The following is a 25,111-nucleotide window of genomic DNA, read 5'->3' as shown; positions in this document are numbered from 1 at the left end:
CCCTCGACTCTCCAAGTCTATGGCGGCGTCTGCGGCGACTCTGAATCCGGAGCCGTCGCGGCGGCGTCGGCGCCGTCGAGCACACGACGACGCCCGGCGAACGAGCCTGCGGGCCGCCGACAGCGTCCGCCTATGCGCCTCCCACACCGCGCAGCAGCGTGTCGACCACCACGTCGGCGGCCTGCGCGGCGCTCAGGCCGGACAGTTCCTCGGCGGCGTGCAGCATCAGCGGCGGCAGCAGCGTGCTCACCCAGCCGGGCGGCAGGTCGGACCGCAGCAGACCCTCGTCGGTCGCCCGCCGGACGAAGGCGTCCACCTCGTCGATCAGGCGCCGGCGACGCTCGCGGATCGACTCCTCGGCGAGCAGGCGGCTCGTCTCCACCGGCCATCTGCGGTTGACCGCGATGATTCCCTCGACGTAGCGGTGCAGCGCGACGGCGACGGGCGCCTCCCGCAGCCTGGCCGCGTCGACGGCCTTCTCGACCGCGTCGTACCGCGCCTGGTACACAGCGGCCAGGAGCTCTTCTCGGGAGGTGAAGCGCCGGTAGACCGTGCGGCGGTCCACGCCGGCCTCGGCGGCGATGGCGGCGATGCTCACCGAGGGGTCGTCGGCGAGCATGCGGGCGCCCGTGCTCAGGACACGTTCCAGGTTGCGTGCGGCGTCGGCTCTCACCCACCCAAGATAGCCGACTCTGTAGCACATGAATAAACTGTTGACACATCCATCTGAATTTTCAAGAGTTAACCTCTACACTTATGAGACGTTTATGGGGACGCCCGACGGCGGCCCCATGGCTCGACGGTTCCGCCGCGGCCGCCGACGGCCGCGGCGGAACCGTCGCACGGAGGAGGCCCTGGAGCATGTCCACGCGTGGCCTCGACCTCGGCCGCACCGCCGGGGGCGCGGCGATCGAGAGCCCGCGCCAGGACGGCGCGCGATCGCGTCTCACCGTCAACTGACTGATGTGCCCGGTTCTCCCGGAGGCAAGGGTGGGAGCACCGCTCGCGAACGGTCATCCCCGCGCTCACGACGCACAGAGGACTTCACATGATCAACAGGCGTACCTTCGGCAAGACCCTGGGACTGGCCACCGTCGCCTCGCTCGCGGTCTCCCAGGCCGCGTCCGCGACCACGCGGAGCGCACCCGCGGGCGCGCACACGTCGTTCGCCGCCCTGAAGCAGGTCAGGGCCGGGCTGTTGAACGTCGGCTACGCGGAGGCGGGCCCGGCACGCGGGCCCGTGGTCATCTGCCTGCACGGCTGGCCGTACGACATCCACAGCTTCGTCGACGTCGCCCCCCTGCTGGCGGCACGGGGGTACCGGGTGATCGTCCCCTACCTGCGCGGGCACGGCACGACCCGGTTCCTGTCCTCCCGGACCTTCCGCAACGCCCAGCAGTCGGCGATCGCCCTGGACGTCATCGCCCTGATGGACGCCCTCAGGCTCGACAAGGCCGTGCTCGCCGGGTTCGACTGGGGGTCGCGGACCGCCGACATCATCGCGGCCCTGTGGCCGGAGCGCTGCAAGGCGCTGGTGTCGGTGAGCGGCTACCTCATCACGAACCTGGAGGCCAACCTCCAGCCGCTGCCGCCGAAGGCCGAGCACGCCTGGTGGTACCAGTACTACTTCGCCACCGAGCGGGGCCGCCTGGCCATGGAGGACAGGACCAAGCGGCACGACCTGACCCGGCTCGTCTGGGACACCGTCTCCCCCACATGGGACTTCGACGACGCCACGTTCGAGCGCACGGCGGCGGCCTTCGACAACCCCGACTACGCCGCCGTCGTGATCCACAACTACCGCTGGCGGCTGAGCCTGGCCGAGGGCGAGCGCCGCTACGACGGCTTCGAGCGGCGGCTCGCCGCCCGGCCGGCGATCAACGTCCCGACCGTCACCCTGGACGCCGAACTCGACCCCTTCACCGCGCCGGGCGACGGCTCCTCCTACCGGGACATGTTCACCGGCCCCTATGACCACCGCACCCTGAAGGGCATCGGCCACAACCTGCCGCAGGAGGCGCCCACGGCCTTCGCCCAGGCCGTCGTGGACGCGGACCACCTCTGACGAGGCCTCCAGTCCTCCGCGCCACTCCCGGCCCGGAACGCCGCACCGTCGTCGGCGTCGCGTTCGCGGGACCGGGCGTGGCGGGACTCCTCCACCCGGCCGCCGTGGCCGTCCCCGGCGAAACGCCCTCGACCGCCTCCGGCATGCCGGGCCTCTCCCGCGATCAGCGAGGTGTGGCTGCGGCCGCCTTGGGACGCATCACGACCGAGGCCCCTCATGTGGCACAAAAGGTAATACATGTCACCTTCAGATGAAGTTGTTCAGTTTAAGTGCTACATTGATGAGGCAGTTAAGAGCACCGAACGGAGGAACGAGTCATGGCCAGGACATGGTTGATCACCGGCGCGTCGCGCGGTTTCGGGCGTCAGCTCGCCGAAGCCGTCCTGGAGACAGGCGACCAGGTCGTCGCCACCGCGCGACGCCCCGAGCAACTGGACGACCTGGCGTCCCGCCACGGCGAGCGCGTCCGGGTGGTCCCCCTCGACGTCACCGACCCCGGCGCGGCCGCCCACGCGGTGCATGAGGCCGTCGACGCCTTCGGCCGCCTCGACGTGGTCGTCAACAACGCCGGCTACGCCAACAGCGCGCCCATCGAAGAGATGACCGAAGACGACTTCCGCGCCCAGATCGAAACCAACCTCTTCGGAGTCGTGAACGTCACCCGCGCCGCCCTGCCCGTCCTGCGCGCCCAGCGGTCAGGGACCTTCGTGCAGTTCTCCTCCATCGGCGGACGCGTAGGCGGAACACCCGGCATGGGCGCGTACCAGACCGCGAAGTTCGCCGTCGAGGGCTTCTCCGAGGTGCTCGCGAGCGAGACCGCCCCGTTCGGCGTGAAGGTCGTCATCGTCGAACCGGGCGCGTTCCGCACCGACTGGCAGGGCTCCTCCATGGAGCTCCACCCCGTCGGCCCCGACTACGAACCGACCGTGGGCGCCGTCAACCGCTACCGGCGGGAGAACGACGGCACCCAGCCCGGCGACCCGGCCCGCGCCGCGAGGATCATCATCGACGTGGTCGGCCACGACGACCCGCCCCGACGGCTCGTCCTCGGCGGCGACGCCCTCTCCTCCGCCCGGGAGGCCGCGGAGATCCGCGCCGCCGAGACCGAGAAGTGGGCCGACGTGAGCCGCTCGGCCGACTACCCCGCCGACGAACGATAGCCCCAGCCTCGGCGCGCGCGTCAGGCGTATCCGCCGGGAATTTCCCAACGATCACGACCGCCGCCGTTGTCCGTGCATCTTCGTGACATCGGCTTTCGCGGCAGCCCTCTGGGACGGCGCCGCACCGAGGCCGGCTCCGGGAACGCGCCCCGGAGGGCGCGACGTTCGGCCGGCGCCGTTACGTCACATGACCCAAGCCCTCGATCCCTCGACGCCTCGTCGTCGGATGCGTCAGAACATGGCGTCCGGCGAGAAGCCGGGCCCGCCTCGGCCCGGCAAGGGATCGAGATGTCTTCATCGATCAAGAAGGTTCGTCCCGATGCCGACGGTCAGCTCGTTCGAACCCGAAGGTGTGCTCGCTGTCCGTGCTGCCCGAACAGGATGAGCAGCTCGATGGCACGGCCGTCGGCACTGCCGAGCCAGTGCGGGAGCGTGGTGTCGAACTCAGCCGCCTCGCCTGGCGGGAGCACCAGGTCGCGCTCACCGAGCAACAGCCGCAGACGTCCGTTGAGGACGTAGAGCCATTCGAAACCCTCGTGGGTCTTCCGGTCCGGTTCGACGTGCCCTTCCCCGCCCGGAATGATCATCTTGTAGGCCTGCGTACCACCCGCCCGTCGAGACAACGGCACAAACGTCATGCCGAACCGGTGGATCGGGGCCAGATGGATCCGCGGATCACCGGTGCGGGGAGCGCCGACGAGATCGTCCAACGGGACGTCGTACTCGCGGGCCAGCCGCAGCAGCAACTCCAGACTGGCTCGCCGCTGCCCGCTCTCCAGCCGGGACAGCGTGCTCTCCGACACCCCGGTCGTCACGGCGAGGTCGGCCAACGTCATCCCGCGGTGCCGGCGCAGAGCCCGTAACCGAGGCCCGACCGCGTGCAGCACGTCCTCGAAGTCATCGCTCACCCTGTCATCTTGCCGGAACCGCAAGAAATCATGCCAGTTTCCGCAATCAGGGCAATGCTGACCTCACCAGCACACCACGAGGAGCATCCGTATCCATGTCCGCCACCGACCGTCCCGACGAATCCGCCCGCTTCTGGGATGACCATTACCGGCGACACACCCCGCCCATCGACCTCCGGGTGAACACCCGGCTCGCGGAGATCACCGCCAACCTGACCCCGGGTGAGGCTCTCGACCTGGGCTGCGGCGCCGGCGGTGACGCCCTGTGGCTCGCCCGCCGCGGATGGCGGGTCACGGCCGTCGACGTCTCCGCCGTCGCGATCGCCCGGCTGGCCGAGCGCGCGCACGCCCTCGCGCTCGACGAGCACATCACCGCGGAGCGACACGACCTGGCGCGGAGCTTTCCCGCCGGCCGGTTCGATCTCGTGTCCGCGCACTACCTGCACACCTCCTTCGACCTGCCGCGCGAGCACGTCCTGCGAGCCGCCGCACACGCGCTGTCTCCCGGCGGGCGACTGCTGGTCGTCGACCACGGCTCCGTCGCGCCCTGGTCCTGGAACCAGGACCCGGACGCCCGCTTTCCGTCCCCGACGGAGATCGCGGCGGGCCTCGACCTCGACCCCGGACGCTGGAGCGTCGAGCGCACGGACGCGCCCCGCCGGATGGCCACCGGCCCCGACGGGCGCACCGCCGAGGTCGTCGATCACGTCCTGCTGATCCGCCGGACCGGCTGACCCCCGATCACCGGTCAAAGGACCCACCATGACATCGCCACTCGAAGGAGCCGCCATGACATCCCCGCACGCCCGCCGAAGGGACACTCCGCCCCCGCGCACCGGCCCCGGAGAGAAGGACGTACTGCGCGGCTTCCTTGACCACCTGCGCACCGCGGTGGCCGCCAAGGCCCAGGACGTCCCGGAACCGCAGGTCCGTGCCCCCGGTGTCCCCTCGGGCACGTCGCTGCTGGGACTGGTCCGCCATCTCGCGCACGTCGAGCGGTATCACTTCCTCGGCGAGGAGGTGACCGACTGGCCGGGCACGTTCCGGCCGCGCCCCGAGGAGACCGTCGCCTCCGTTCTGGCCGACTACCGCGACGCCGTCGACCGGGCGAACGCGGTCATCGAGGGCTGCACCGACCTGACGGCGCCGGTGGCCCGCCCCTCCACCGCCGGTCACCCGCCCTCGATGCGCTGGACGCTGGCCCACATGGTCGAGGAGACCGGCCGCCACGCCGGACACGCCGACATCCTCCGCGAACTGATCGACGGCTCGACCGGCCGCTGACGCAGCCGGCCGCCGGCGAGGAACCGGCCGTCCGCTCGTGGCAGGACACGCGCGGCGTCACCGAGGAGAGAGGACAGGAGGGAAGACAGCCACGGTGAGAGCCACTTCCCCTCCCCACGGACAGCTCGCGCCGCTCAGCCCTTGTAGTTGAAGATCTGCCGCAACGTGTGCTGCACGGCGACGAGGTCCTTCTGGTCGTCCATCACCTGGTCGATGGACTTGTAGGCCTGCGGGTGCTCATCCACCAGGGCGCCTGCGCGGTCGGCGTTCCAGGTGCGGTCGCCCATCGCCTCAGCGAGTGATGCGGCGGTGAGTTCGCGGCGGGCCTGCGTACGGGACATGCGCCGGCCTGCACCGTGGGAGCACGAGTTGTAGGAGGCCGGGTTGCCGAGACCGGTCACGATGTAGGAGCGGGTGCCCATGCTTCCGGGGATCACTCCCTCGTCGCCCACGTCGGCCTTGATGGCTCCCTTGCGGGTGAGCCACACATCCTTGCCGCGGTGCTTCTCCTGCTGCGTGAAGTTGTGATGGCAGTTCACGGTCTTGACCCGCTCACCCTTCCCGACCACGCCGAACAGGGCTTGGCTGAGGACTCGATCCATCCGTGCCCGCGATTCCATGGCGTAGCGCTGCGACCAGAGCATGTCGCTGATGTAGGCGGTGAACTGCGGGGTTCCCTGCACGAGGTAGGCCAGGTCGGGGTCGGCCAAGGTGATGAAGTACTGGGCCATCAACTTCTTGGCCTCGCCGATGTGGCGGGTGGCGAGCTGGTTGCCGATACCGCGGGATCCGGAGTGGAGCACGGTCCAGACCCGATCGCGCTCGTCGAGGCACACTTCCACGAAGTGGTTGCCGCTTCCGAGCGTTCCGAACTGGCTGGCGACGGTCTTCTCCTGCCTCACTGTGAGGTCAGTGTGCGGCGTACCGAGCGCGCCCAGCGCCTCGTCGACGGCCGGATCGTGGTGACCCTTGCCGACGCCGGCCGGGATGAGCTGTTCCACGAGCGGCATGAGCGCGGACAGGTCGTCGGGCAGGTCCGCGGCGGTGAGGTCCGTCTCAGTGGCGATCATGCCGCAGCCGATGTCAACGCCGACCGCTGACGGGATGATCGCGCCACGGGTGGGGATGACGGAGCCGACAGTGGCCCCCATTCCGACATGGGCGTCGGGCATGAGGGCGACGTGGCCTTCGACGAATGGGAGACGGGCGGCGCGGGCGGCCTGCTCGATCGTCCCGGGCTCGATGTCGCTGGCCCAGGAGATGAGGTTGGGTGCTACCTGCTTCGGCATGGGGGTCTCCGATCGGAATGGGTGGGTGCCGCGCACCGTGGTGGCAGCGTAGGCCGTCATGGTGCGCGGGTTGTACTGGTTTTTGGGGTTCACGCCTGGCGGGCTCCGGTGTCGATCGCCGGAGTACAGGCGCACGAGCGAAAGGCCGGCTGGATCGAGGGCTCGACCACTGCCGCACGCTGTCGCCTCACCGCCTGGTGATCACCGGGGCGCCAGGAGGGGGCAAGGCCGTACTGACCGTGTCACCGAGGGTTCGAGCGACTCAGAGGTCGGTCAGGCGAGGTGAAGGTGACGTGTTCGCCCATGGGCCGGATCAGGCTGTCGAAGCTCACCAGCTCAGATCGCCGAGGAAACCGCTGAGCGCCGCGTTGACCTCCGCGGGCCGCTCCAGCGGCGGCAGATGGCCCGTTGCCGGTAGATCGAGCCGCCGGGCGCCTTCGATCTCATCGGTCAGCAGATCCGACACCGCCTGGATGCCCGGCACATCCGCCAGTCCGTTGATCACCAGAGTGGGTGCGGTGATCTCGTGGAGTCGCTCCTTGGCCGACAGGTGCCGCTCGGTCACCGGCCGACGGCTCCAGGAGCGCTCGAACACCCGGCGCGTCATCGCGAACGCCAGCTCCCACACCTCCGGATCGAGATCGTCCGGTCCCCGGTCCGGCCCGGCCACCTGCCACAGCACATGCGCCCTGGCGAAGGCGTCGAGATCTCCGGGAAGCACCCTGTCCGCCGTCCCACTCCGATAGCGGGCCAGCCTGTCGGCGGGAACGGTGCTGTGCACCCGCTCCCGCGCCTGCGCGATCATGTCCTCGGGCCATGAGTGGCCCGACAGCCCAGAGGAGATCAGCACGAGCCCCGCCACCCGGTGCGGAGCCGCCAAGGCCGCCTCCACCGCGTAGGAGCCCCCCATCGAGTCGCCCACCAGCGCGGCCCGTTCCACACCGAGTCCGTCCATCAGGCGCAGCAGGTCTTCGTGGTGAACGAGATCACCGGCCGGATCGGTCGACTCGCCGTACCCGCGCCAGTCGTAACTGATCACCCGGTAACAATCGGACAGGGAGCCGCACTGGTGTCGCCACATGCGCCGGTCGGCGATCCCCGCGTGGATGAGCACCACCGCAGGCCCCTCGCCCACTTTGTCATAGGCCAGGCCATCGATCCGCGTCACGTCCCAGATCGTATGAGTCGAATCGCAGCTTCTCGGCCTGGTTCGCAGTCGGCGTATCCCGCCCATGTCCACGACCTCGGCTCCAAGGGCGGACCGGGCGTTCCGCTGTTCAGACCAGGCGAAACAGCCGCGAAACGCGGACCATGCAGCCGAAATATGGAGAACCGGGAGCTCCTCAGACTCCGCAATCGTTGCTCCCCTGGAAGTGTCCGCCTACCGAGCACAGGAGCACCGTGGAAGATATTCTGGAAGAAATTCCGGACGGGCCGTTCGGGGTATTTGTGTTTTTGATTATCATCATGGTCACCGGGATATTCATTCTGGCCGTGGTGCTGTCGATATGCGGGCTCTTCACCGGGACAGGTGAGTTCAGGTGGGGAGGCTACGGGTCAGGCGGCTCCGACGGCGATGACGACGGGGACGGGGACGGGGGCGACTGGGATTGAGCCTCTCAGCGTCGGGATCGTCCGTCACCGGCTGAGCGGACGGCGCCGTCCCGTCCAGCAGCCCGCCATACGGAGGCGCGTCCCCCTCCAAGCCGCCGGCACAACACAAAGCGGTCCCGCTCACCGGACCATGCAACCGAAATATGGGAAACCGTGAGCCCGTCGACCTCGGCAATCGGTGGTCACCTTGAGATGTCCTCCCTCCCAGCCGTGAGGAGCCACCGTGAAGATCCGCCGACTGTCCGCCGCAGCCCTGCTCGCGGCGGCGCTGGGCGCCGGCATGCTGGCCAACGCCGCACCCGCCGCGGCCACCCCCGCCGCGACCTCATTCGCGTACATCGTCGGCTACTACCCCAGCTACGCGTCCTGCTCCTACGTCGGCGAGCAGGGCAGGAGAAACGGCACGTGGCCCTGGTACACCTGCTTCCAGTCGGGGAGCGTCTGGGCTCTTCAAGTGCCCGGATGAAGTCGCACGGGCGCGCCTCGGCCACCGGCGCGGGGCGTGCCCGGTCAACCCCTGGCGGCTTTCCTGAGCGCCGTTCACGCCGGTCTTCGCTCACCCACCACTTGTGGGCGTCGAGCGCCTCCAGGGCTTCCAGGCGGGCCGGACCTGGCCCCTCCACGCTCGTGCGGTGCGACCTTCTGTTCCCGATGACCGACCGACTTCGACCCGCTCCCCTGCTCGTCAGCCCTGTCGACGGTGCGGATGTGGGAGCTCCGACCGGCCGTTTAGGCGTCCTGGGCCGCTAGACGACGAACCCCTGAGGGTCCGGCAGGATTCGAACCTGCGTCACCCGCTTGGAAGGCGATAACCGATCAAGATTCGACCCGCACCGCCGACAGGACCGACGAACGACCAGGTCTGGATCCGGCACGGATGTGGGGACGCCCACCGGCCTTCTCGGTGCTCTGCCGACTGAGCTACACGGACCGAAGTCCGCGGCGAGAATCGAACTCGCGGCCACCCCATTAACAGTGGATAACCGATGATGCTTCGACCCGTGTCAACACCAGACCTGACCAGTTCACCGGGCCGGGAGAAGGCACGGATATGGGGATGGGCGCCGGTAGCGTCTGGTTCAAAGAGATAACCGACGTCCTTCGACCCGCACCCGCTCCAGGCCCGATGAACTGCATGCGACGCTACCGATTCCCGTCACGTTTCACACCTGAATTTCCAGGCGTGGCGCGGGAGAGCGCTGGATGGCCTCAGGGCGGCATCGGTCCGCTGACCGAGGTGAGGTCCTCGCCCGGTCATCGACCAAGAAGGACCGCAGGTCTCACGCCCGGAACGTCCGGCGGTAGGCGTCCGGCGGGACGCCGATCGCGCGGTGGAAGTGGCGGCGCAGTGTCGTCGCCGTGCCCATGCCCGCGGCCGAGGCGATGGTGTCGACGCTGTCGTCCGTGGTCTCCAGCAGCTCCTGCGCGCGGCGGATCCGCTGCGTCAGCAGCCACTGCAGCGGAGTGGTGCCGGTTACCGAGCGGAAGTGGCGGGCCAGGTGGCGCGAGCTCATGTTCGCCTGGCGGGCCAGGTCCTCCACGGTGAGCGGCTGGTCCAGCCGCCGCATCACCCAGGGGAGCAGCTCGGCCAGGGGATGGCCGTCCTGGGCGGGCACCGGTGTGGTGACGAACTGGGCCTGGCCGCCGGCCCGGTGGGGCGGCACGACCAGGCGGCGGGCGACCACGTTGGCGATCGCCGAGCCGTGGTCGCGGCGGACCAGATGCAGGCACAGGTCCATCGCCGCGGCCTTGCCCGCGGAGGTGAGCACGCTGCCGTTGTCGACGTAGAGCACGTCCGGGTCGACCTTCACCCGGGGGTAGCGGGCGGCCAGTTCCTCGGTGTGGGCCCAGTGCGTGGTCGCGTACAGCCCGTCCAGCAGGCCTGCGGCGGCGAGCACGAACGCGCCTGTGCACAGGGAGACCATCCGCGCGCCCGACTCGTGGGCCGCGCGCACCGCCTCGACCAGGTCGGCCGGCGGGTCCTCGCCGACGTCCGCCAGGGCGGGGACGATCACGGTGTCGGCGTGCGCCAGCCGGTCGAGCCCGCAGTCCGGCTCCAGCAGGAACCGGCCGACCCGGACGGCCCGCGTGCCGCACACCCTGACGTCGTACCAGGGGTCCGGCAGGGCGGCCGGGGCGGAGCCGAAGACCTCGTAGGCCAGGGCCAGCTCGAAGTGCAGCATTCCGTCGGTAGTGGCGACCGCGACGGAACGCGGGGCAGAGTTCATGTCGGGAATTGTACGCATCATGTCGTTTCGGACACTGGGCATCGCCGGGCCGACAGGACAGGATTTCCGCCGTGGACAACGTCGAGCACGTGGGAGCAGGCATGGGATCGGGTCGGAACGTGGCGGTGTTCGGCGCCTACGGGCACACCGGGCGGTTCGTGGTCGCGGAGTTGCGCGAGCGTGGGTACGTCCCATTGCTTCTCGGGCGCGACCAGGACAAGCTGCTGGCGCTGGCGCAGGCCCATCCGGGACTCGAGGCGTGGCAGGCCTCAGCCGACGATCCGGCCTCGCTCGACCGCGCCCTGAGCGGGGCGGCCGCCGTGATCAACTGCGCCGGGCCCTTCGCCACGACCGCCGCCCCGCTGGTCGAGGCCGCGCTGCGCGCAGGCATCCCGTATGTCGACGTGGCCGCCGAGATCGAGGCGAACCTTGACACGTTCGCGCGCTTCGCGGGGCGCGCCCGCGCCGCGGGCACCGTGGTGGTCCCGGCGATGGCCTTCTTCGGCGGCCTCGGCGACCTGTTGGTCACCACCGCGATGGGCGACTGGACGGCGGCGGACGAGGCGCACGTCGCCTACGGCCTGAGCAGCTGGCACCCCACTGCCGGAACGCTCGCCTCGGGCGTGGTCTCCGGGCGGCGACGGGGTGGCCGCCGTGTCCGCTACACCGGCGGACGGCTGGAGTACCACGACGACGCTCTGCCGACCCTGGAGTGGCCCTTCCCTGCTCCGCTCGGCCCTCAGAGCGTCATCGGAGAGTTCACCATGGCCGACGTGGTCACCGTTCCCAGTCACCTGGCCGTCCCCGAGGTGCGCACCTACATGACCGCCAAGGCGGCCGCGGACCTGTCCGCTCCCGGCGCCTCGGCACCGGCCGCCGTCGACGAGCGCGGCCGCTCCGCGCAGACCTTCGTCGTCGACGTCCTTGTCCGCTCCGGCGGCACGGAACGCCGCGTGGCCGCCGCCGGTCAGGACATCTACGCCATCAGCGCGCCGCTCGCGGCGGAGGCCGTCGACCGCGTCCTCACCGGCCGGACCAGGACCACCGGCGTCGCCTCCGCGGGCGCGGTCTTCGACGCCCCGGACTTCCTGCGCGCCCTGTCCTCGCACCTCTCGCTGCACGTCCCGCTCGACACACATGGCTGACCGGCGCCCCGTGCCGGGATCCGCCCTCTGGTCAGCGCGGTCGGTGAGCAGGAAGATCCATCGCTTGCTCCCACCGGTTCTGCCGGACGCCGTCCCCTCGGTTTGCCGCACCGCGTCCTGGTTTCGCGCGTCCACGCAGGATGCGGGTAGCGGTGCGCAGGTCATCGACAAACACCAACTCGCCGAACTCCTCGGCCTGACGGTCTACTGGATCGAAAAGCGGTGCCGTCGTCAGCTCATCCCCCACCTACGGCTAGGGCGCCAGTATCGGTTCACGTCGGCACACGTTCAGAAGATCATCGCGATGCACGAGCGCCGCCCAATCGAGCGACCGCCAACTGTCGCCCTCGCCCCCTCTTTGAACGCTGGGGATTCTCGGCCACTGGTTGCCCGAACTCCTCGGCACCGAGTCCAGGCACCCGACGCACCGACTGCTCCTGCGCCGCTGCGCGCTCGCGACCTGCCGACACGCAGACTCCGCCATCCAGTCGGTGACCAGTAACCACCACTGAACACCGCTCCCAGGACGAATTCCGTTTCTCCAAGGCGTGGGGCTACGACCGAATCCTGGAAGCCAAACGGGAACTCGCCGAGGCCGGATGGTCCTTCCCCGAGGACGGCCCCCCGGTGTCCCCCACAGAGGCCAAGCGGGTTCTTGCCGAGGCCTCCCCCCGTTCCCGCCGGACCACCGCGACGGCGACCGTGAACGGACACGCGCCGGGCGGTGAGGCGGGATGAATGGGTTCATCTATCGCACCGGTTCCAGCGCCTACCTCGCCCAAGAACTGCTCGAGGTCCGCGCCCAGTACGGCAGTGCCCGCGTCGTCTACCTGACTCCCAACGACGACGGCACACACTCCATCTGCCTGGAGGTAGGGAATGACTGCGGACCTCACTGAAGCCCCGCAGCAAGCCCCAGACGCTGCCGGGCAGCAGACCGCCGCGGAGCCGAGCCGTCCTCGCAGTGAGCCCACTAATAGCTCCTAACAGAATGATCTCCGTTGTGGTTTGATCTCTCGCTGTAACGACAGCGGGAGAGGTGAGCGGGTTGGCGCGGCTGAAGCCGTGGGAGGTCGGCGACGAGCTGTGGGCGATCATCGAGCCCCTGCTGCCCAAACACCAGCGGCGAGCCCGCTGGCCAGGGCGAAAACGGCTGGATGACCGCCTGGCCCTGCAGGGTGTGCTGTTCGTGCTGCACACCCGGATCTCCTGGGAACACCTGCCGCAGGAACTCGGGTACGGCTCGGGCATGACGTGCTGGCGGCGGCTGAACGAGTGGCACAAGGCCGGTGTCTGGCAGCGCCTGCACGAGGTGCCCCTGGCCCGGCTGCGCGCGGCAGGAGCGATCGACTTCTCCCGGGCTTCGGTGGACTCCTCCCACGTCAGAGCCCTAAAAGGGGGGCGCAGACCGGCCCGTCGCCGGTCGATCGGGGACGATCCGGCAGCAAGCACCACCTGATCAGCGACGCCACCGGCATCCCGCTGGCAGCGATTGTGACTGACGGCAACCGCGGGCGACGTCATCCAGCTGATACCGCTTCTGGAGGCCGTCCCACCGGTGCGCGGCAAGCGCGGCCGGCCGCGTCGGCGCCCCGATGTCGTCCTCGCCGACCGCGGCTACGACCACGACAAGTACCGCAAGCAGGTCCGCGGCTTGGGCATTCGCCCGCTGATCGCCCGACGCGGCACCGAGCACGGCTCCGGCCTGGGCAAACACCGCTGGGTCGTCGAGCAGGCCTTTGCCTTGTTGCACCACTTCCGTCGACTGCGTATCCGCTGGGAGGTGCGCGCCGACATCCACGAAGCCTTCCTCAGCCTCGGCTGCGCCTTGATCTGCCGGCGCCGCCTCAGCTCATTGCGTTAGCAGTTCTAAGCGGGCTGACGAGAAGTACTACCTCATCGACGGCCAGCACAGCACCAAGGTCGCCCAGGAGAAGGAAGGCATGAGCTTCCTCCGTGACTGCATGGTCTACGAAGGCCTCGACATCGAGATGGAAGCTCGCCTGTTCTTGGCAGCCAACCAAGATCGTAAGCCGGTCAAGCCCTACGACAACTTCAACGTCGCAATCACCGCGAAGGACCCGCTGGCTACACGGGTGCGCCGAGAGGTCCAGAGCTGCGGTCTAGAGGTTGCCCCCGGCACGTCGACCAACCGAGTCGGTGCCGTACAGGCGCTCATGGCGATCGGCACACGGCGCGACGGCCTGGTGGTGAAGGTGCTACAGACGGCAGAAAGGGCATGGGGGCGCGAAGCCGCCAGCTGGGACAACATGATGCTGCGCGCTCTGAGCATGGTCATCCATGAGAATTGGGACCGGATCGACTACAGGCGCCTGGTTAAGACGCTGGAGAAGCAGTCGGTCGGTCGTTGGAAGAGTGTCGCCATCCCAGGCAGCACGGGCGGCGAAGGTTCGTCCTCCCGCTCAACCCCCTTGGCCGCACACATCATCACGTCTTACAACGGCCGACTGGGTCGCGAGAAAATGCTCACCCTCGCTGCCGCTGCGGCGTCATAGAACGGCAGCCGCCCCCTCTTCAAAAGCTTTGCCCGACGACCTGGTGGACGAGCAGCTGCGCCTAGAGCTGCTCGTCGAGGCACTCCACCACGAAGCCGAGGCCCTGGTCCGCGGCTGACCGGTCCGGCCCCGACTCCGGCGAGGGGAGCCGGGGCCCCGCCCGCACAGCCGTCAGCCGATGTCGCCCCGGTACCGCCACACCGCCGGATCCCCGCCCAAGGTCGGCTCGTAGACCGCCCGGGCCACCGAGCCAGGAACAACCATGTACGCCCCCGGGTCGCTCGTGATCGGCTGCGCGGGCAGCACCATGCCGTCCAGCGGCCCGCCGTACAGGGTCACGTCCATCTCCATGCCGTCAGCACGACACAAAGCGCCCTCGTCGTTCCGCTGAATCGTAAGCGCAGGCAAGGTTGCCGCGACCGACGGATAGTTGCGCAGCACCGCAGGCTCTTCTTCTTCCGAAACCTCTGTAAAGACCCGTGCAATGAAGATCGCTCTCAAAAGCCATCGACGTAGCTACGGGAGAGGATTGACATCAAAGGAGGCTGGCTTGAGGGCGGAGCCCTGCGCTCTTGCCGGGAGCCTCCGAGCCGCGCCGCGAAGACCGAAGGAGGTAAGGGGCATGCCCCTCACCGAAAGGGGTCGGCGACGCTGGCGGATCGTCGCCCTCGCGCTGCTCGCCATCGTGCTTGCCTTGATCGTCAAAAGGGCCATCGACTGGGCTGATCTGAGAAAGAAGCCCGAAATTACGGACTTGGCGGGCATGATGGTCGCGGTGGTCACCCTGACCGGAGTCGCGATCACCCTGTTCAAGTGGGCCTTGCGCCGTCAGCCGCCTCTGGCCGTCCCGACCGACACGATGATCACCGCTGCCAAGGCGGCGCTGGCGGACCTAGTGCAGCAGCAATGGAAAGAAGAGGCCCGCAGCCGATCCCGGTCGCCTGGCATTTGACCGGCAAACGCGCGCTGATGGACCACCCGCACCTGATCGCGGCCCAGGAACTCGCCTTCGCCGGCAACGCCAACGACATACGCGCCTTGGCCGGGCAGTTTCGCGGCCTGTGTAGCCGCCGCCTGATCATCACAGGCGGCCCGGGCACCGGCAAGACGACCTTGGCCGTGCAACTGCTGCGGGAACTCCTCGACAGCCGCAGCCACGCAGAACCGGTTCCCGTGATGCTGTCGATCGCCAGCTGGGACACCGCCCGTTACCGACGCTTGGACGAGTGGCTGGCGGCGCAGCTTGCCGTCGACTACGCGACGCTGTGCGCCGCCGAGTATGGCGGTGACGCCGCCCCCAGAATGCTCGCCGAGCAAGGGCACATCCTGCCCGTTCTCGATGGCCTGGACGAGCTACCCGCTTCGGCCCGGGCACAGGTCATCCGGGCGTTGAACGATTCGCTGATGGAGGGTGATCAACTGATCTTGACCAGCCGCACGACCGAGTTCGCCGCTGCCGTTCAGAGCGTGGGAGACGTGGTGACGGCTGCGGCCGTCATCGCCCCGGCCGCGCTCACCCCGCCCATCGCCGCCACCTACCTGCAAACCTGCCTGCCGCCCGCACGCCGCTACGACTGGGGACCCGTCCTGGCGGCCATCCGCTCGGGATCGGCTCCGGCACTGTCCTCAGTGACCACCACCCCGCTGGGCTTGTGGCTGATCCGCATGGTCTACATCCTGCCCAACGCCGACCCCGCTCCGCTGCTCGGCCACCTGGGCAACGCCCCCAAAGCCTTGCGCCGCTATCTGCTGGATCACCTCATTGACGCCCTCATCCGAGCCCGGCCCCCCACCAGCGACCCCGGCGATCCCTTCCGCCCTCGCCAATCATGGAACCCCGATCAAGCATGTACCTGGCTCAGCCACCTGGCCCAGGCACTCGCCCGCAACCACACCCGGGACCTGGCCTGGTGGAACATTGCCCGCTACACCACCTCTCCCGCACGGCGCCGCCTTCTGACGGCGGCGATCGGGGCCACGGCCGGGTTCGCGGTGGGCCTAACCGGCGCTACCCTGGCCGCCTTCCTAACCTTCCTGACCGGCGAATCATTTTCGCTAAGGAGCGCCGCGACCGTCGGAGGTGTGCTCGGGCTCACCGCCTGGATCTTAGTTTGGGTCAAGACTAGAGGCTGGTTCGATGAGGTCCCAGGATTTCAGTCCGGTGGGCGGCTTGCCGTGATCCGCACTCCCTCCCTCCGGGATATCGGGCTCAGGTTGGGAGTCATAGTCGCGGGATTCCTGCTTTCAGCCCTTACTCTGCGTTTGCCAATAACACAGCCCATGGCCATATTGGCTTCGTTTGCTTTCCTCATGCTTGGCATCACGGGCGCGGCCGCGATCATGTTCTCCGCGTGGGTTGGGCAGATGGAACACCCCACCCCGCTCGATTCCGCGACCAGTGCTTCGTCGGCCTGGAGAGCTGACAGGAACCTCACCCTCGCTCGTATTCTCGCGGCCGCGTTCGCGTTCAGTGTCTCGGTCTTCGGGTACTTAGGCGTGATAAACCTCCTTCAGGGCGGCAGTACTGGATATATGGTCAAGATCGGACTCGTGCTCGGCATCGGGTTCGGGCTCACCGGCGGGTTCGTCGCAGGAGTGGCATCCGGGCGTCATCACGCGTGGCTGGTCTGCAAGATCGCCTTATTGACCCAGACCCGTCTGCCCCGCAGGCTGATCCCGTTCCTCGATGACATGCACCGCCTTGGGCTGCTGCGCACTGTCGGTCCGCTCTACCAGTTCCGCCACGCCGAACTACACGATCACCTCGCCGCGTCGGCCCCCCTGCACGCGGTCAGGCCGGCAGAAAGCGAAAGTGGTCGCCACAGCGATGACCGAGATGCCGGTCACGTGTGACGAGGAGGGCCGGTAGTGAAACTGCCAGCAAGTACACGTGATTGCGTTAGCCCAGTTCAGCGGGCCGGACCCGCGGGCCAGAGTCAGCATTCTGCAAGTAAACCCCAGCGGGGCTGCGAAAGTTGTCACCAGGGTCAACATGATCGCCGGCGCCTGGTGACACACCCCTTAACGACACCCCGCCATGCGTAGCGGCGGTAATCGCCGGAATGGGGTCAGCGTTACTGCCCGGATGAGGACGTTCCCGCCCGCCAACCCTCCGCAGAAAGCGGCCGTCTTCCTGGTGTTCACTCACCTGATCCCGGGAGCGTCCCTTACTCAGACGTCTCATCGTCTCCGCCAGTCTCGTCGCCGCCGTACTCGCACCGGCCGCGGCTCTGCCCGCCGCCGCCAGCGTCCAGGGCAGCACCTCCGTCGCGAGCGTGACCTGCACCTACCAGCGGTCCGGCACCCATTGGTCATGCATCACGCCCGGCGTGTACTGCCCGGCCGCGGCCCACAACCGGTACGGCTACGCCAAGGTCACCAACCGGCGCTACAAGTGCAGCCAGTACCCCAACGGCCAATGGCGCTGGAAGCGCGTCTAACACAGCGAAAACGCCCCGTTCGCCCTCCACGCAGGAGGGCGAGCGGGGCGTCCTGTTGTTCAGGCCCGGCGAAACAGCTTGCGGACGGCACGCCATGCAGCCGAAATATGAGAAACCGGGAGCTCCCCACCCCCGACGATCGGTGGTCACCTTGAGGTGTCCTCCCACCCGACCGTGAGGAGTCACCATGAAGATCCGTCGATTGCCCGCCGCAGCCCTGCTCGCAGCGGCGCTGGGCACCGCCGCCCTCGCCAGCGCCGCACCAACCGCCGCAGCCACACCCACTGCGGCCTCATTCGCGTACATCGCCGGCTACTACCCCAGCTACGCGTCCTGCGCCTACGCTGGCGAGCATGGGCCCTGGTCCTGGTACACCTGCTTCCAGTCGGGGAGCGTCTGGGCTCTTCAAGTGCCCGACGGATGAAGTCACACGGGCGCGCCTCGGCCACCAATGCGGGACGCGCCCGGTCAGCTCTCCTTCCGGGCAGCCTTCTGCAAGGCCGTCCGCCTAGGGAGAGCGAGGCTGTCCAGGCTAGGCGAAACAGCCTGCGAACGGCACGCCATGCAACCGAAACACGGGAAACCGAGAGTTCCCCGGCCTCGCCGATCGGTGCTCATTTGAAAGTGTCCTCCTACCCCAGCCACGAGGAGACCTTCGTGAAGATCCGTCGATTACCCGCCGCCGTCCTACTCGCGGCAGCACTGGGCACCGCCGCCCTGACCGGCGCCACACCCGCTTCCGCCACCGCTCAGGTCAGCTCCGCCACTGCTCAGACCATAGTGTGGGCAGGCCCCTACGCCACCTATAGAAAGTGCGAGGAAGCGCGGCAATACGTCCTCACGCACGACCCCGTCCTATTCGCCGACCCTTGCGAGTACAGTAGCGAGACTCCTCCCGGTTTCTACTTCCTCGCTGGCTTCTGAGCCAGTAGGCGAACGGGTGTCCGGGGCTGCGGTCACTCCTTGGCAGCCTTCTGCAGCGCCATCCACGCCCCATGCCGGTTCCGCTGCTCACCTCGCCACAGGATGTGCGATGCGCCCCACTGTTCAGGTCCGGCGAAACAGCCACGAACCTCAAACCATGTGGCCGAAATATGAGGAAATGCGAGCTCCCCACCCTCGCCGATCGGTGCTCATCTGAAGGTGTCCTCCCACCCAGCCGTAAGGAGTCACCATGAAGGTCCGCCGACTGTCAGCCGCAGCCCTGCTCGCAGCGGCGCTGGGCACCGCCGTCCTGGCTGGCGCAGCGCCCGCCGCCGCCCTCGCGGGCGACCCTCCCCCGTCGGTCACGCGCGGCCCCTTCTCCACCTTGGAGCAGTGCCAGGCGGATCGGGATCACATCATCCAGCGCTATGGGGCGCACGTCTGGGTCACCCAGTGCTGGAGCGGCTCGGGCGGCTACTACTTCAAGGCCGTCTCCATCGACTGAACCGGCGGGCGTCGCGGGCTGCGATCATGCTTCAGCGGCCCGCTGCTCCTCCGTGACCTCCGCCTCCCCCGCCAGCACCGCGACCGACGACGGCAGAGCGTCCGTCACCTCCTGCACCCGGGCGCCGGCCTCCCAATAGGCCTGCTGCGCGGCGATCAGGTCGTCTGGGAACTCGATAGTCGGACATGGCGGATCTCCCCCGGGCGTGCGGTTTGGGGCGATCCTATTCACCAAACCCAGGACAGCCGAAAACGCCCCGCCGTCCTGGCGCAGGGTCAGTGCCGGTAGCCGATGGTGGTGGCCAGGGTCTGTACACCGGACACCCGCGGATACTGGTTGATCAGGGCCACTGCCATCGCACGAATCGCCGGCCGGGTGCGGACCTCACCCACCGACTCCTGGCATGCGTTCAGCAGGGCCGACGCGGTCTGTTCGGGTTTGCCCCACTGCCACCACGCCCGCGCCAGGTCGGTGTGGAGCCGCCCGCGCCGTTCGGGAGTGAGCAGCTGGCTGGGATGAACGCTGCGTCCCGCGTGCACAGCTGCCCCGGCGTCGCCCAGAGACCAGCGCACGCCGACCTCATACAGGCTGACATGCGCGGGACTGACGGCGAAGGGCCGGCCAGACACCGCCTGCGAGGGAAGCCGGGCGGCGACGTACGCGGCTTGCCTGATCATTTCCAGGGCGCGGTCCCGATCTCCTACCTGAGCAGCGGTGTATGCACAGGTGCACAACATCTGGGCGTAGGCGGCGGCGTGAGCGGGGACATCGAGGCCCGCGGCCTCCACACGGTTCACAGCCTGCAATATGAGCCGGTCGGCGATCTCACGTCGGCCTTCGTGACGCAGCACCATACTCAAAGAGCGTGCCGAGGCGGCCATGCTGATCGGGGCCCCGGACAGGCCCGCGAGCATGACGGCGCGGTCTGCGGTGATCCTGCTTGCCTCGTGGCGGCCGACCTTGAGCAGGGCGTCGGTCGCCAGGTCGTAGCACGCGGCAGCCTGCGCATAGGCGGTCGCTGTCGCGTGCGTCTCGGCCGCCTCGTGGGCCAGGGCAAGCAGGTCGGGAAGGCCGGCGACCAGCCGACCGAGATCACCAGCGTCGAAGCTGGCACGTGCCTGCGCCAGTCGAGAGGCGATCTGTTCCGGAAGCGCAGGAGCGGAGGGGGTAGGCAAGACGGCCAAGGCGTCGTCGACTCTGGACAGCAGGTCGGGAACGGCGGCTGCCGCGCCGGCCACCGCGAGGTTGGTCAGGAGTGCGCGTCGCCGCATCGGATCGCCACCGTCCTCGTCGTGATCGTCCCGGCCTACGGTAGTCGGCGGCACAGCCCACGGGGAGGCTACGGCGAATGCGGCATGTCGCCCGTTGATGTCCAGGGACAAGCCGAGAACGGCAGGCGGGATACTCAAATGCTGGGCCAAGAGCTGCAGGATGGCGACGTTCGTAAGGGGCTGTTCGCCGGTTTCCAGCCGGGAGACCGTCGAGGCTGAGCAGCACAGCAGGCTCCCAAGTTGGGCCTGGGTCAGGCTGCGGGCGCGGCGGACCAGGCGGACGACGGCGCCGAGGTCTCCTGCGGCTCGTGCCGCTGCCATCGCACGAGAGCTCCATACAGGATCACAGTCGTCCATGCCCCACCTGCCCTGTCGCACTCAGCGTAAGCAGGTGGTTGCGGATGTCTATCGGGATTTGCGTTTTCCGCAAACCGTGTGCACGTCTCGGGCAGCGCCTTCTGTCATCACCTCGCGGCGCTCACCGTAAAGGCACGCCCCCAGCAGGGAGCCGCAGGACCGACATCACGGAGGACCGATGACCATCATCGTCGACCGCCCCACCGTCACCGACCCGTGCACCCTCGTCGAGCCCGGCCTGTTCGACCGGCTCGTCTCCCGGATCCGCGTCGACCACCCCGAGCTCGGCGAGGTCGCCGAGCCCATCATGGAGCAGGCGCTGGCGTTCCTCGCCACCTGCGCAGCCAACCCCGGCGCCGACCTCGGCCCGTCGGAGCAGGTCGACGTCGGCTGGCACACCTTCATCCTCTACACCCGGGACTACGCGGCCTTCTGCCAGCGCACCGCGGGCCGATTCATCCACCACACCCCTGACGACGTTCCCAGCGGCGGTCTCGGCGAGTCCAAGACGGGCCCCGGCCTGGCGGCTACGATCGAGGCAATGAGGGCGGCCGGCTACCGCGTCGACCCGGTCGTGTGGCCGGACTCCGCCGCCGACTGCACCAGCAAATGCCACCAGTGCTACTCGGGGTGTTATGCATCACCAGAGAAGGCAGTGGGATGACCTGCCTGAGCAAGCCCGTGAGGCGATCCAGGAGCAGAACGGCACCGTCGTCGGCGTCCGGTCGGCGCCGATCGGCCTGACCTCTGGCCTCGCCGCCACCATCACCACCGAGGGGGCCGCCTTCTTCGTGAAGGCGGCCCCCGCCGCCGCTCCGATCGCCCACCACCTTTTGAGCGAGCGCACCGCCAACCAAGCCCTGCCTGCGAGCATCCCGGCACCGCGCCTGCTGTGGACGGATGACGTCGCAGGCTGGCATCTGCTGCTCTTCGAGCACGCCCCCGGCCGCCCCGCCGACCTCTCCCCAGGCTCGCCGGACCTGCCCGCCGTACTGGACGCCGTCGCCGCCATCGGCGCGCCGTGCCCCTGGCCGGCCCCACCTGTCACCGGCAAGCTTCTCGGTCTCCTGCGCACGGCCGAGGAGCAGCTCACCGCCTCTCCTGCGGACGCTGACTATGAGCCAATCGTCAAAGCACTCGACCTCACCGCTTTCGCCGGCACCACGCTGCTGCACGCCGACCTGCACGCCGACAACCTCCTGGTCGAGAACGGCCAGGCGCAGATCGTCGACTGGTCCATGGCCTGCCAAGGCGCCGCCTGGGTCGACATCGCCCTGCTGATCCCCCGCCTGGTCGACGTCGGCCACACCCCTGCTCAGGCTGAGCAGACCGCTGCCTGGGTGCCCGCCTGGAGCACGGCGCCGCCGGATGCAGTGACCGCGCTGGCCGCCGTCCGAGGCTTGTTCTCGGCACGCATGGCTGAGATCGGACCCATGCCGTTGCGGGCGAAGCGGCTACGGACCGCCGCCGCGTGCCGGACATGGGTGGAGTACCGCACCAGCTGACCCCAGACACGGCGAAAACGCCCCGCCGCCCTCCGGAGAGGACGACGGGGCGCCGCAGTGTTTGGGTGAGGTCTCAGTCGTGGTTTGGCCGCACTCCCAAGACCCCACCCCAGCGAGGCTACCGGCTGGCTGGCGTGCTCAGTTGATTAGTTCAATTGAGGGGTGAGGAGGCCGCTCAAACTGCCGGATGGCAGGCGTACCCGCACTCGTGCGGGCCGCCAGCGGTCAGGCAGTCGCCGTTGCAGCCGTGACGACAGTCACTCAGGTCGTCAGTGGGCACGGCCAGCTCGTCGCCCATTACATCCGGGTCGTCGAGGGGTGTCCCGAGCAGGCATGCGACATGCCGCGAGATGCGAGGACCAGGACCAGGACCACTCATGCTCAACTCCTCTGCGCATCAGATCGAGGAGTTGAACGCCGCCACCGGCACCCTGTCTACGCCTACGCTGTCCAGCAGGATCCGCCGCAGGACGGCATCCACCTCGCCCTCCCCTACCAGAGCGAGCGGAACGTTCCGCAGGTCGCGGATGGCGGTCTCCTCAACGGGCATGCGGACTCCTCGATTTACGGCCATAACAAAAGCATCTGTTTTTGCGAAACAATCTGGGCATCCGAGGAACTCGGAGGTAGACCGGATCTGTGCCCGTGAACGTGCCGGGGAACGGGAGCAGAAGGCCCCCTCACAACGCCAGCATGGCGGCATTGCGAGGGGCCTTCATCGTCTTCGAGAACCGCACGGAAAAGGGCCCAGCGGCCCGCGAATCGATGTTACCGCTGAGGCCGCACGGACTCGTGGTAGTTCTCCACCACGATGGTGGGCGTGACTGGGCCGTCCTTGGGCGCCACGTTGGCTCGCAGCACCAAGCCAAGCACCGCAGACACCAGGATTACGAAGGTCGCGGACTGCTGCTCAGTGAGTGGCAGCCCGAACGAGGCGAGACCCGCCAGAATCGTCGACAGAGCACCGGTGAGGGCAGATACTCATGCTGCTCCGCGGGCTTCGCCGCGGCGAAGCGTGTGGACTTCGGTGGAGCGACATCGCTTTGACCACCGGGCATGCCACGATTTTCCAGACCGTCCTGCAGTACGGGGGGCGCATCGTCATCGACACCCCGAAGTCCAGGGCAGGTAAGCGAGTCGTCTCACTCGATGCGGAAACCGTACGCCTGCTGAAGGCTCACAAGAAGGCCCAGCTGCGGGCGCGGCTCGCGGCCGGCGACGGCTACGAGGACAACGACCTGGTCTTTCCGCGCAGAAACGGCCAAGTGCCCTCCCCTGATTGGGTGTCAGAGCAGTTCCGGGTGATCAGGAAGGCCGCAGGACTGCCGGCGATCAGGCTGCATGAGGCTCGGCACACGGCAGCCACACTGGGCCTGGAAGCCGGCCTGGATGTGAAGGTCGTCTCCGTGCAACTCGGCCACTCCACGACGACCATCACCCGGGACCTCTACCAGCACGTTCGGCAGGCTGTGCTGGATGACGCCGCGGAGAAAGTTGTGGCGCTCATCCCGGAGCGAAAGACGCCGGAAGAAGCAACATCGTGACGCGGTGTTCCCATCTTGTTCCCATCGAGGCGTCAAACAAGGTCATTGACGCCGCCTCGTCCGGCTCGTCTTTCCCGGGTTTCGCGCATTCGCCCAGGCAGCGGAGGCGGACGGGAATCGAACCCGCCAGGCCGAGGACCTCGGCCTCGTCGGTTTTGAAGACCGCGGGGGCCACCAGGCGCCCAGACGCCTCCAGGGGAGAACATACTCGCGGGCGGGTAGGACTGCGGGACGCGGGGCGGCGGCGCGCCGGGCAGCCTCGGAAGGGCCCACCAGGGGAGGCGGCATGACGGGAACGACGACGGGGCGGGGCGTCTCCGCGCGGCCGCCCGGATCCGGGCGGGGCGCGATCAGGCTGACGGGTTACGCCCACGGGGGCGGCTGCGCCTGCAAGATCCCGCCAGGCGAGCTGGAGGCCGTCGTCGCCGGTCTCCTCACCGGTCCCGAGGACGCCTCCCGTCTCTTCTCCCCCGCGGGCGAGCTGGTCATCGGGCTGGACGACGGCGACGACGCCGCCGTGGTCCGGATCGAGGGCGGCCGCGCGCTCGTGGCGACCGCCGACTTCTTCACCCCCGTGGTCGACGACCCCTACGACTGGGGGCGGATCGCCGCGGCCAACGCCCTGTCCGACGTGTACGCGGTCGGCGGCGAGCCGCTGGTGGCCGTCAACCTGCTGTGCTGGCCCAGGGAGCGGCTGCCGATGGAGCTGGCGAAGGAGGTGCTGCGCGGGGGCCTCGACGTGGCGCGGGCCGCGGGCTGTCACGTCGCGGGCGGCCACAGCGTCGACGACCCCGAGCCGAAGTACGGCATGGCCGTCACAGGCCTGGCCGACCCGGAACGGCTGCTGCGCATCGACGGCGGGCGGCCGGGGCTGCCGATCTCGCTGACCAAACCACTCGGCGTCGGGGTGCTCAACACCCGGCACAAGGCGACCGGCGAGGTCTTCCCGCAGGCGGTCGCGGCGATGACCGCGCTGAACCGCGACGCCTCGAGGGCCGCGCTCGCCGCGGGCGCGGAGTGCGCGACGGACGTGACCGGGTTCGGCCTGCTGGGCCATCTGTACAAGCTGGCCAGGGCGAGCGCGGTCACGGCCGTGGTCGACGTGGCGGCCGTGCCGTACCTGGAGGGGGCGCGCGAGGCGGTGCGGGACGGCCACGTCAGCGGCGGCACCCGCCGCAACCTGGCCTGGGTCGAGCCGCACCTGGACCGCGGCCCGTTCGCCGAGGAGGACCTGCTGCTGCTCGCCGACGCCCAGACCTCGGGCGGCCTGCTCGTGGCGGGCGAGGTCCCCGGCGCTCCGGTCGTCGGCGAGCTCGTCCCCTCCGACGGCACGCCCCTGAGGCTGCGCTGAGCGGC

25 protein-coding genes, 1 tRNA gene and 2 pseudogenes are annotated in these 25,111 nt (G+C 68.8%); 18 read left to right on the top strand and 10 right to left on the bottom strand.

What is annotated here, in order from left to right:
* Positions 1–130 precede the first annotated feature (130 nt).
* On the bottom strand, positions 131–673 hold the full coding sequence (locus tag PKF00_RS27605) for a TetR/AcrR family transcriptional regulator (RefSeq protein WP_271220568.1): 543 nt from the start codon (positions 671–673) through the stop codon (positions 131–133).
* A 375-nt stretch (positions 674–1,048) separates the two neighbouring features.
* Between PKF00_RS27605 and PKF00_RS27600 the strand changes: the two genes are divergently transcribed.
* On the top strand, positions 1,049–2,065 hold the full coding sequence (locus PKF00_RS27600; RefSeq protein ID WP_271220567.1) for an alpha/beta fold hydrolase: 1,017 nt from the start codon (positions 1,049–1,051) through the stop codon (positions 2,063–2,065).
* Positions 2,066–2,382: 317 nt separating this feature from the next.
* Positions 2,383–3,225, top strand: coding sequence for an oxidoreductase (locus PKF00_RS27595; protein WP_271220566.1), 843 nt, complete (start codon positions 2,383–2,385; stop codon positions 3,223–3,225).
* A gap of 329 nt (positions 3,226–3,554) precedes the next feature.
* Here the strand turns inward: PKF00_RS27595 and PKF00_RS27590 are convergent, their stop codons facing one another.
* A complete protein-coding gene (locus PKF00_RS27590; protein ID WP_271220565.1) occupies positions 3,555–4,133 on the bottom strand; it encodes a helix-turn-helix domain-containing protein in 579 nt (192 codons plus the stop codon).
* A 95-nt stretch (positions 4,134–4,228) separates the two neighbouring features.
* Between PKF00_RS27590 and PKF00_RS27585 the strand changes: the two genes are divergently transcribed.
* A complete protein-coding gene (locus PKF00_RS27585) occupies positions 4,229–4,867 on the top strand; it encodes a class I SAM-dependent methyltransferase (RefSeq protein WP_271220564.1) in 639 nt (212 codons plus the stop codon).
* 55 nt (positions 4,868–4,922) lie between these two features.
* Positions 4,923–5,417: a DinB family protein gene (locus PKF00_RS27580; protein ID WP_271220563.1), complete on the top strand. Its 495-nt coding sequence runs from the start codon at positions 4,923–4,925 to the stop codon at positions 5,415–5,417.
* A gap of 134 nt (positions 5,418–5,551) precedes the next feature.
* Here the strand turns inward: PKF00_RS27580 and PKF00_RS27575 are convergent, their stop codons facing one another.
* Positions 5,552–6,706: an RtcB family protein gene (locus tag PKF00_RS27575; RefSeq protein ID WP_271220562.1), complete on the bottom strand. Its 1,155-nt coding sequence runs from the start codon at positions 6,704–6,706 to the stop codon at positions 5,552–5,554.
* 328 nt (positions 6,707–7,034) lie between these two features.
* Positions 7,035–7,874 carry an alpha/beta fold hydrolase gene (locus PKF00_RS27570; RefSeq protein ID WP_271220561.1) on the bottom strand — a complete coding sequence of 280 codons (840 nt, stop codon included), beginning with the start codon at positions 7,872–7,874 and terminating at the stop codon, positions 7,035–7,037.
* Positions 7,875–8,107: 233 nt separating this feature from the next.
* Here PKF00_RS27570 and PKF00_RS27565 point away from each other — a divergent pair, with 233 nt between their 5' ends.
* Both PKF00_RS27565 and PKF00_RS27560 read left to right on the top strand, forming a co-directional pair.
* On the top strand, positions 8,108–8,320 hold the full coding sequence (locus PKF00_RS27565) for a hypothetical protein (RefSeq protein ID WP_271220560.1): 213 nt from the start codon (positions 8,108–8,110) through the stop codon (positions 8,318–8,320).
* A 223-nt stretch (positions 8,321–8,543) separates the two neighbouring features.
* Complete coding sequence (locus PKF00_RS27560; protein ID WP_271220559.1) at positions 8,544–8,786, top strand: hypothetical protein; 243 nt, start codon at positions 8,544–8,546, stop codon at positions 8,784–8,786.
* Positions 8,787–9,600: 814 nt separating this feature from the next.
* Here the strand turns inward: PKF00_RS27560 and PKF00_RS27555 are convergent.
* Positions 9,601–10,548: a helix-turn-helix domain-containing protein gene (locus tag PKF00_RS27555; protein ID WP_271220558.1), complete on the bottom strand. Its 948-nt coding sequence runs from the start codon at positions 10,546–10,548 to the stop codon at positions 9,601–9,603.
* A 101-nt stretch (positions 10,549–10,649) separates the two neighbouring features.
* Between PKF00_RS27555 and PKF00_RS27550 the strand changes: the two genes are divergently transcribed.
* The 4 genes and pseudogenes from PKF00_RS27550 to PKF00_RS27535 all read left to right on the top strand — a co-directional run.
* Complete coding sequence (locus tag PKF00_RS27550) at positions 10,650–11,693, top strand: saccharopine dehydrogenase NADP-binding domain-containing protein (protein WP_271220557.1); 1,044 nt, start codon at positions 10,650–10,652, stop codon at positions 11,691–11,693.
* 734 nt (positions 11,694–12,427) lie between these two features.
* Entirely contained in the window at positions 12,428–12,592 is a 165-nt protein-coding gene (locus PKF00_RS27545) for a hypothetical protein (RefSeq protein ID WP_271220556.1), read from the top strand.
* Between the two features lie 149 nt (positions 12,593–12,741).
* Positions 12,742–13,557: pseudogene (locus PKF00_RS27540) on the top strand (IS5 family transposase).
* Between the two features lie 28 nt (positions 13,558–13,585).
* A pseudogene (locus PKF00_RS27535) lies at positions 13,586–14,209 on the top strand (hypothetical protein); the annotation flags it as partial.
* Positions 14,210–14,380: 171 nt separating this feature from the next.
* On the opposite strand, the gene PKF00_RS27530 reads toward PKF00_RS27535, so the two are convergent.
* Complete coding sequence (locus PKF00_RS27530) at positions 14,381–14,560, bottom strand: hypothetical protein (protein ID WP_271220554.1); 180 nt, start codon at positions 14,558–14,560, stop codon at positions 14,381–14,383.
* Positions 14,561–14,831: 271 nt separating this feature from the next.
* On the opposite strand from PKF00_RS27530, the gene PKF00_RS27525 reads away from it, so the two are divergent.
* The 4 genes from PKF00_RS27525 (at position 14,832) to PKF00_RS27510 (ending at position 19,078) form a co-directional block, all read left to right on the top strand.
* The gene (locus PKF00_RS27525; protein WP_271220553.1) at positions 14,832–15,161 is read left to right on the top strand and encodes a hypothetical protein; all 330 of its coding nucleotides are present in this window, start codon (positions 14,832–14,834) and stop codon (positions 15,159–15,161) included.
* Positions 15,116–17,062, top strand: coding sequence for an NACHT domain-containing protein (locus PKF00_RS27520; protein WP_271220552.1), 1,947 nt, complete (start codon positions 15,116–15,118; stop codon positions 17,060–17,062). The genes PKF00_RS27525 and PKF00_RS27520 overlap by 46 nt, the downstream gene beginning before the upstream one ends.
* A gap of 422 nt (positions 17,063–17,484) precedes the next feature.
* Positions 17,485–17,649, top strand: a complete 165-nt coding sequence (locus tag PKF00_RS27515; RefSeq protein ID WP_271220551.1) for a hypothetical protein — start codon at positions 17,485–17,487, stop codon at positions 17,647–17,649.
* Positions 17,650–18,823: 1,174 nt separating this feature from the next.
* Positions 18,824–19,078, top strand: coding sequence for a hypothetical protein (locus PKF00_RS27510; protein WP_271220550.1), 255 nt, complete (start codon positions 18,824–18,826; stop codon positions 19,076–19,078).
* 24 nt (positions 19,079–19,102) lie between these two features.
* Here PKF00_RS27510 and PKF00_RS45305 read toward each other — a convergent pair whose 3' ends face one another.
* Positions 19,103–19,309, bottom strand: a complete 207-nt coding sequence (locus PKF00_RS45305) for a DUF8825 domain-containing protein (protein WP_344924964.1) — start codon at positions 19,307–19,309, stop codon at positions 19,103–19,105.
* A gap of 44 nt (positions 19,310–19,353) precedes the next feature.
* Positions 19,354–20,670, bottom strand: a complete 1,317-nt coding sequence (locus tag PKF00_RS27505; protein WP_271220549.1) for a helix-turn-helix domain-containing protein — start codon at positions 20,668–20,670, stop codon at positions 19,354–19,356.
* A gap of 214 nt (positions 20,671–20,884) precedes the next feature.
* On the opposite strand from PKF00_RS27505, the gene PKF00_RS27500 reads away from it, so the two are divergent.
* Together PKF00_RS27500 and PKF00_RS27495 are read left to right on the top strand one after the other, a co-directional pair.
* Positions 20,885–21,370: a glycine-rich domain-containing protein gene (locus PKF00_RS27500; RefSeq protein ID WP_271220548.1), complete on the top strand. Its 486-nt coding sequence runs from the start codon at positions 20,885–20,887 to the stop codon at positions 21,368–21,370.
* Positions 21,342–22,211: a phosphotransferase family protein gene (locus PKF00_RS27495; protein WP_271220547.1), complete on the top strand. Its 870-nt coding sequence runs from the start codon at positions 21,342–21,344 to the stop codon at positions 22,209–22,211. Before PKF00_RS27500 ends, PKF00_RS27495 begins: the two co-directional genes overlap by 29 nt.
* A gap of 397 nt (positions 22,212–22,608) precedes the next feature.
* Here the strand turns inward: PKF00_RS27495 and PKF00_RS27490 are convergent, their stop codons facing one another.
* On the bottom strand, positions 22,609–22,761 hold the full coding sequence (locus tag PKF00_RS27490; protein WP_271220546.1) for a hypothetical protein: 153 nt from the start codon (positions 22,759–22,761) through the stop codon (positions 22,609–22,611).
* 433 nt (positions 22,762–23,194) lie between these two features.
* Between PKF00_RS27490 and PKF00_RS27485 the strand changes: the two genes are divergently transcribed.
* Positions 23,195–23,755 (top strand): site-specific integrase, encoded by a 561-nt coding sequence (locus PKF00_RS27485; RefSeq protein WP_271220545.1) that lies wholly within the window; start codon positions 23,195–23,197, stop codon positions 23,753–23,755.
* A gap of 100 nt (positions 23,756–23,855) precedes the next feature.
* Here PKF00_RS27485 and PKF00_RS27480 read toward each other — a convergent pair.
* Positions 23,856–23,949, bottom strand: a tRNA-Sec gene (locus tag PKF00_RS27480).
* Positions 23,950–24,041: 92 nt separating this feature from the next.
* Here PKF00_RS27480 and selD point away from each other — a divergent pair.
* Positions 24,042–25,106 carry a selenide, water dikinase SelD gene (gene selD / locus PKF00_RS27475; RefSeq protein WP_271220544.1) on the top strand — a complete coding sequence of 355 codons (1,065 nt, stop codon included), beginning with the start codon at positions 24,042–24,044 and terminating at the stop codon, positions 25,104–25,106.
* The last annotated feature ends 5 nt before the right edge of the window (positions 25,107–25,111 follow it).

It is taken from the genome of Streptosporangium carneum, assembly GCF_027922005.1.
In the GTDB taxonomy this organism is placed as follows: Bacteria; Actinomycetota; Actinomycetes; order Streptosporangiales; family Streptosporangiaceae; genus Streptosporangium; species Streptosporangium carneum.
Note: the sequence above shows the minus strand (reverse complement) of the source record. Positions and strands in the feature narration are given on the sequence as shown.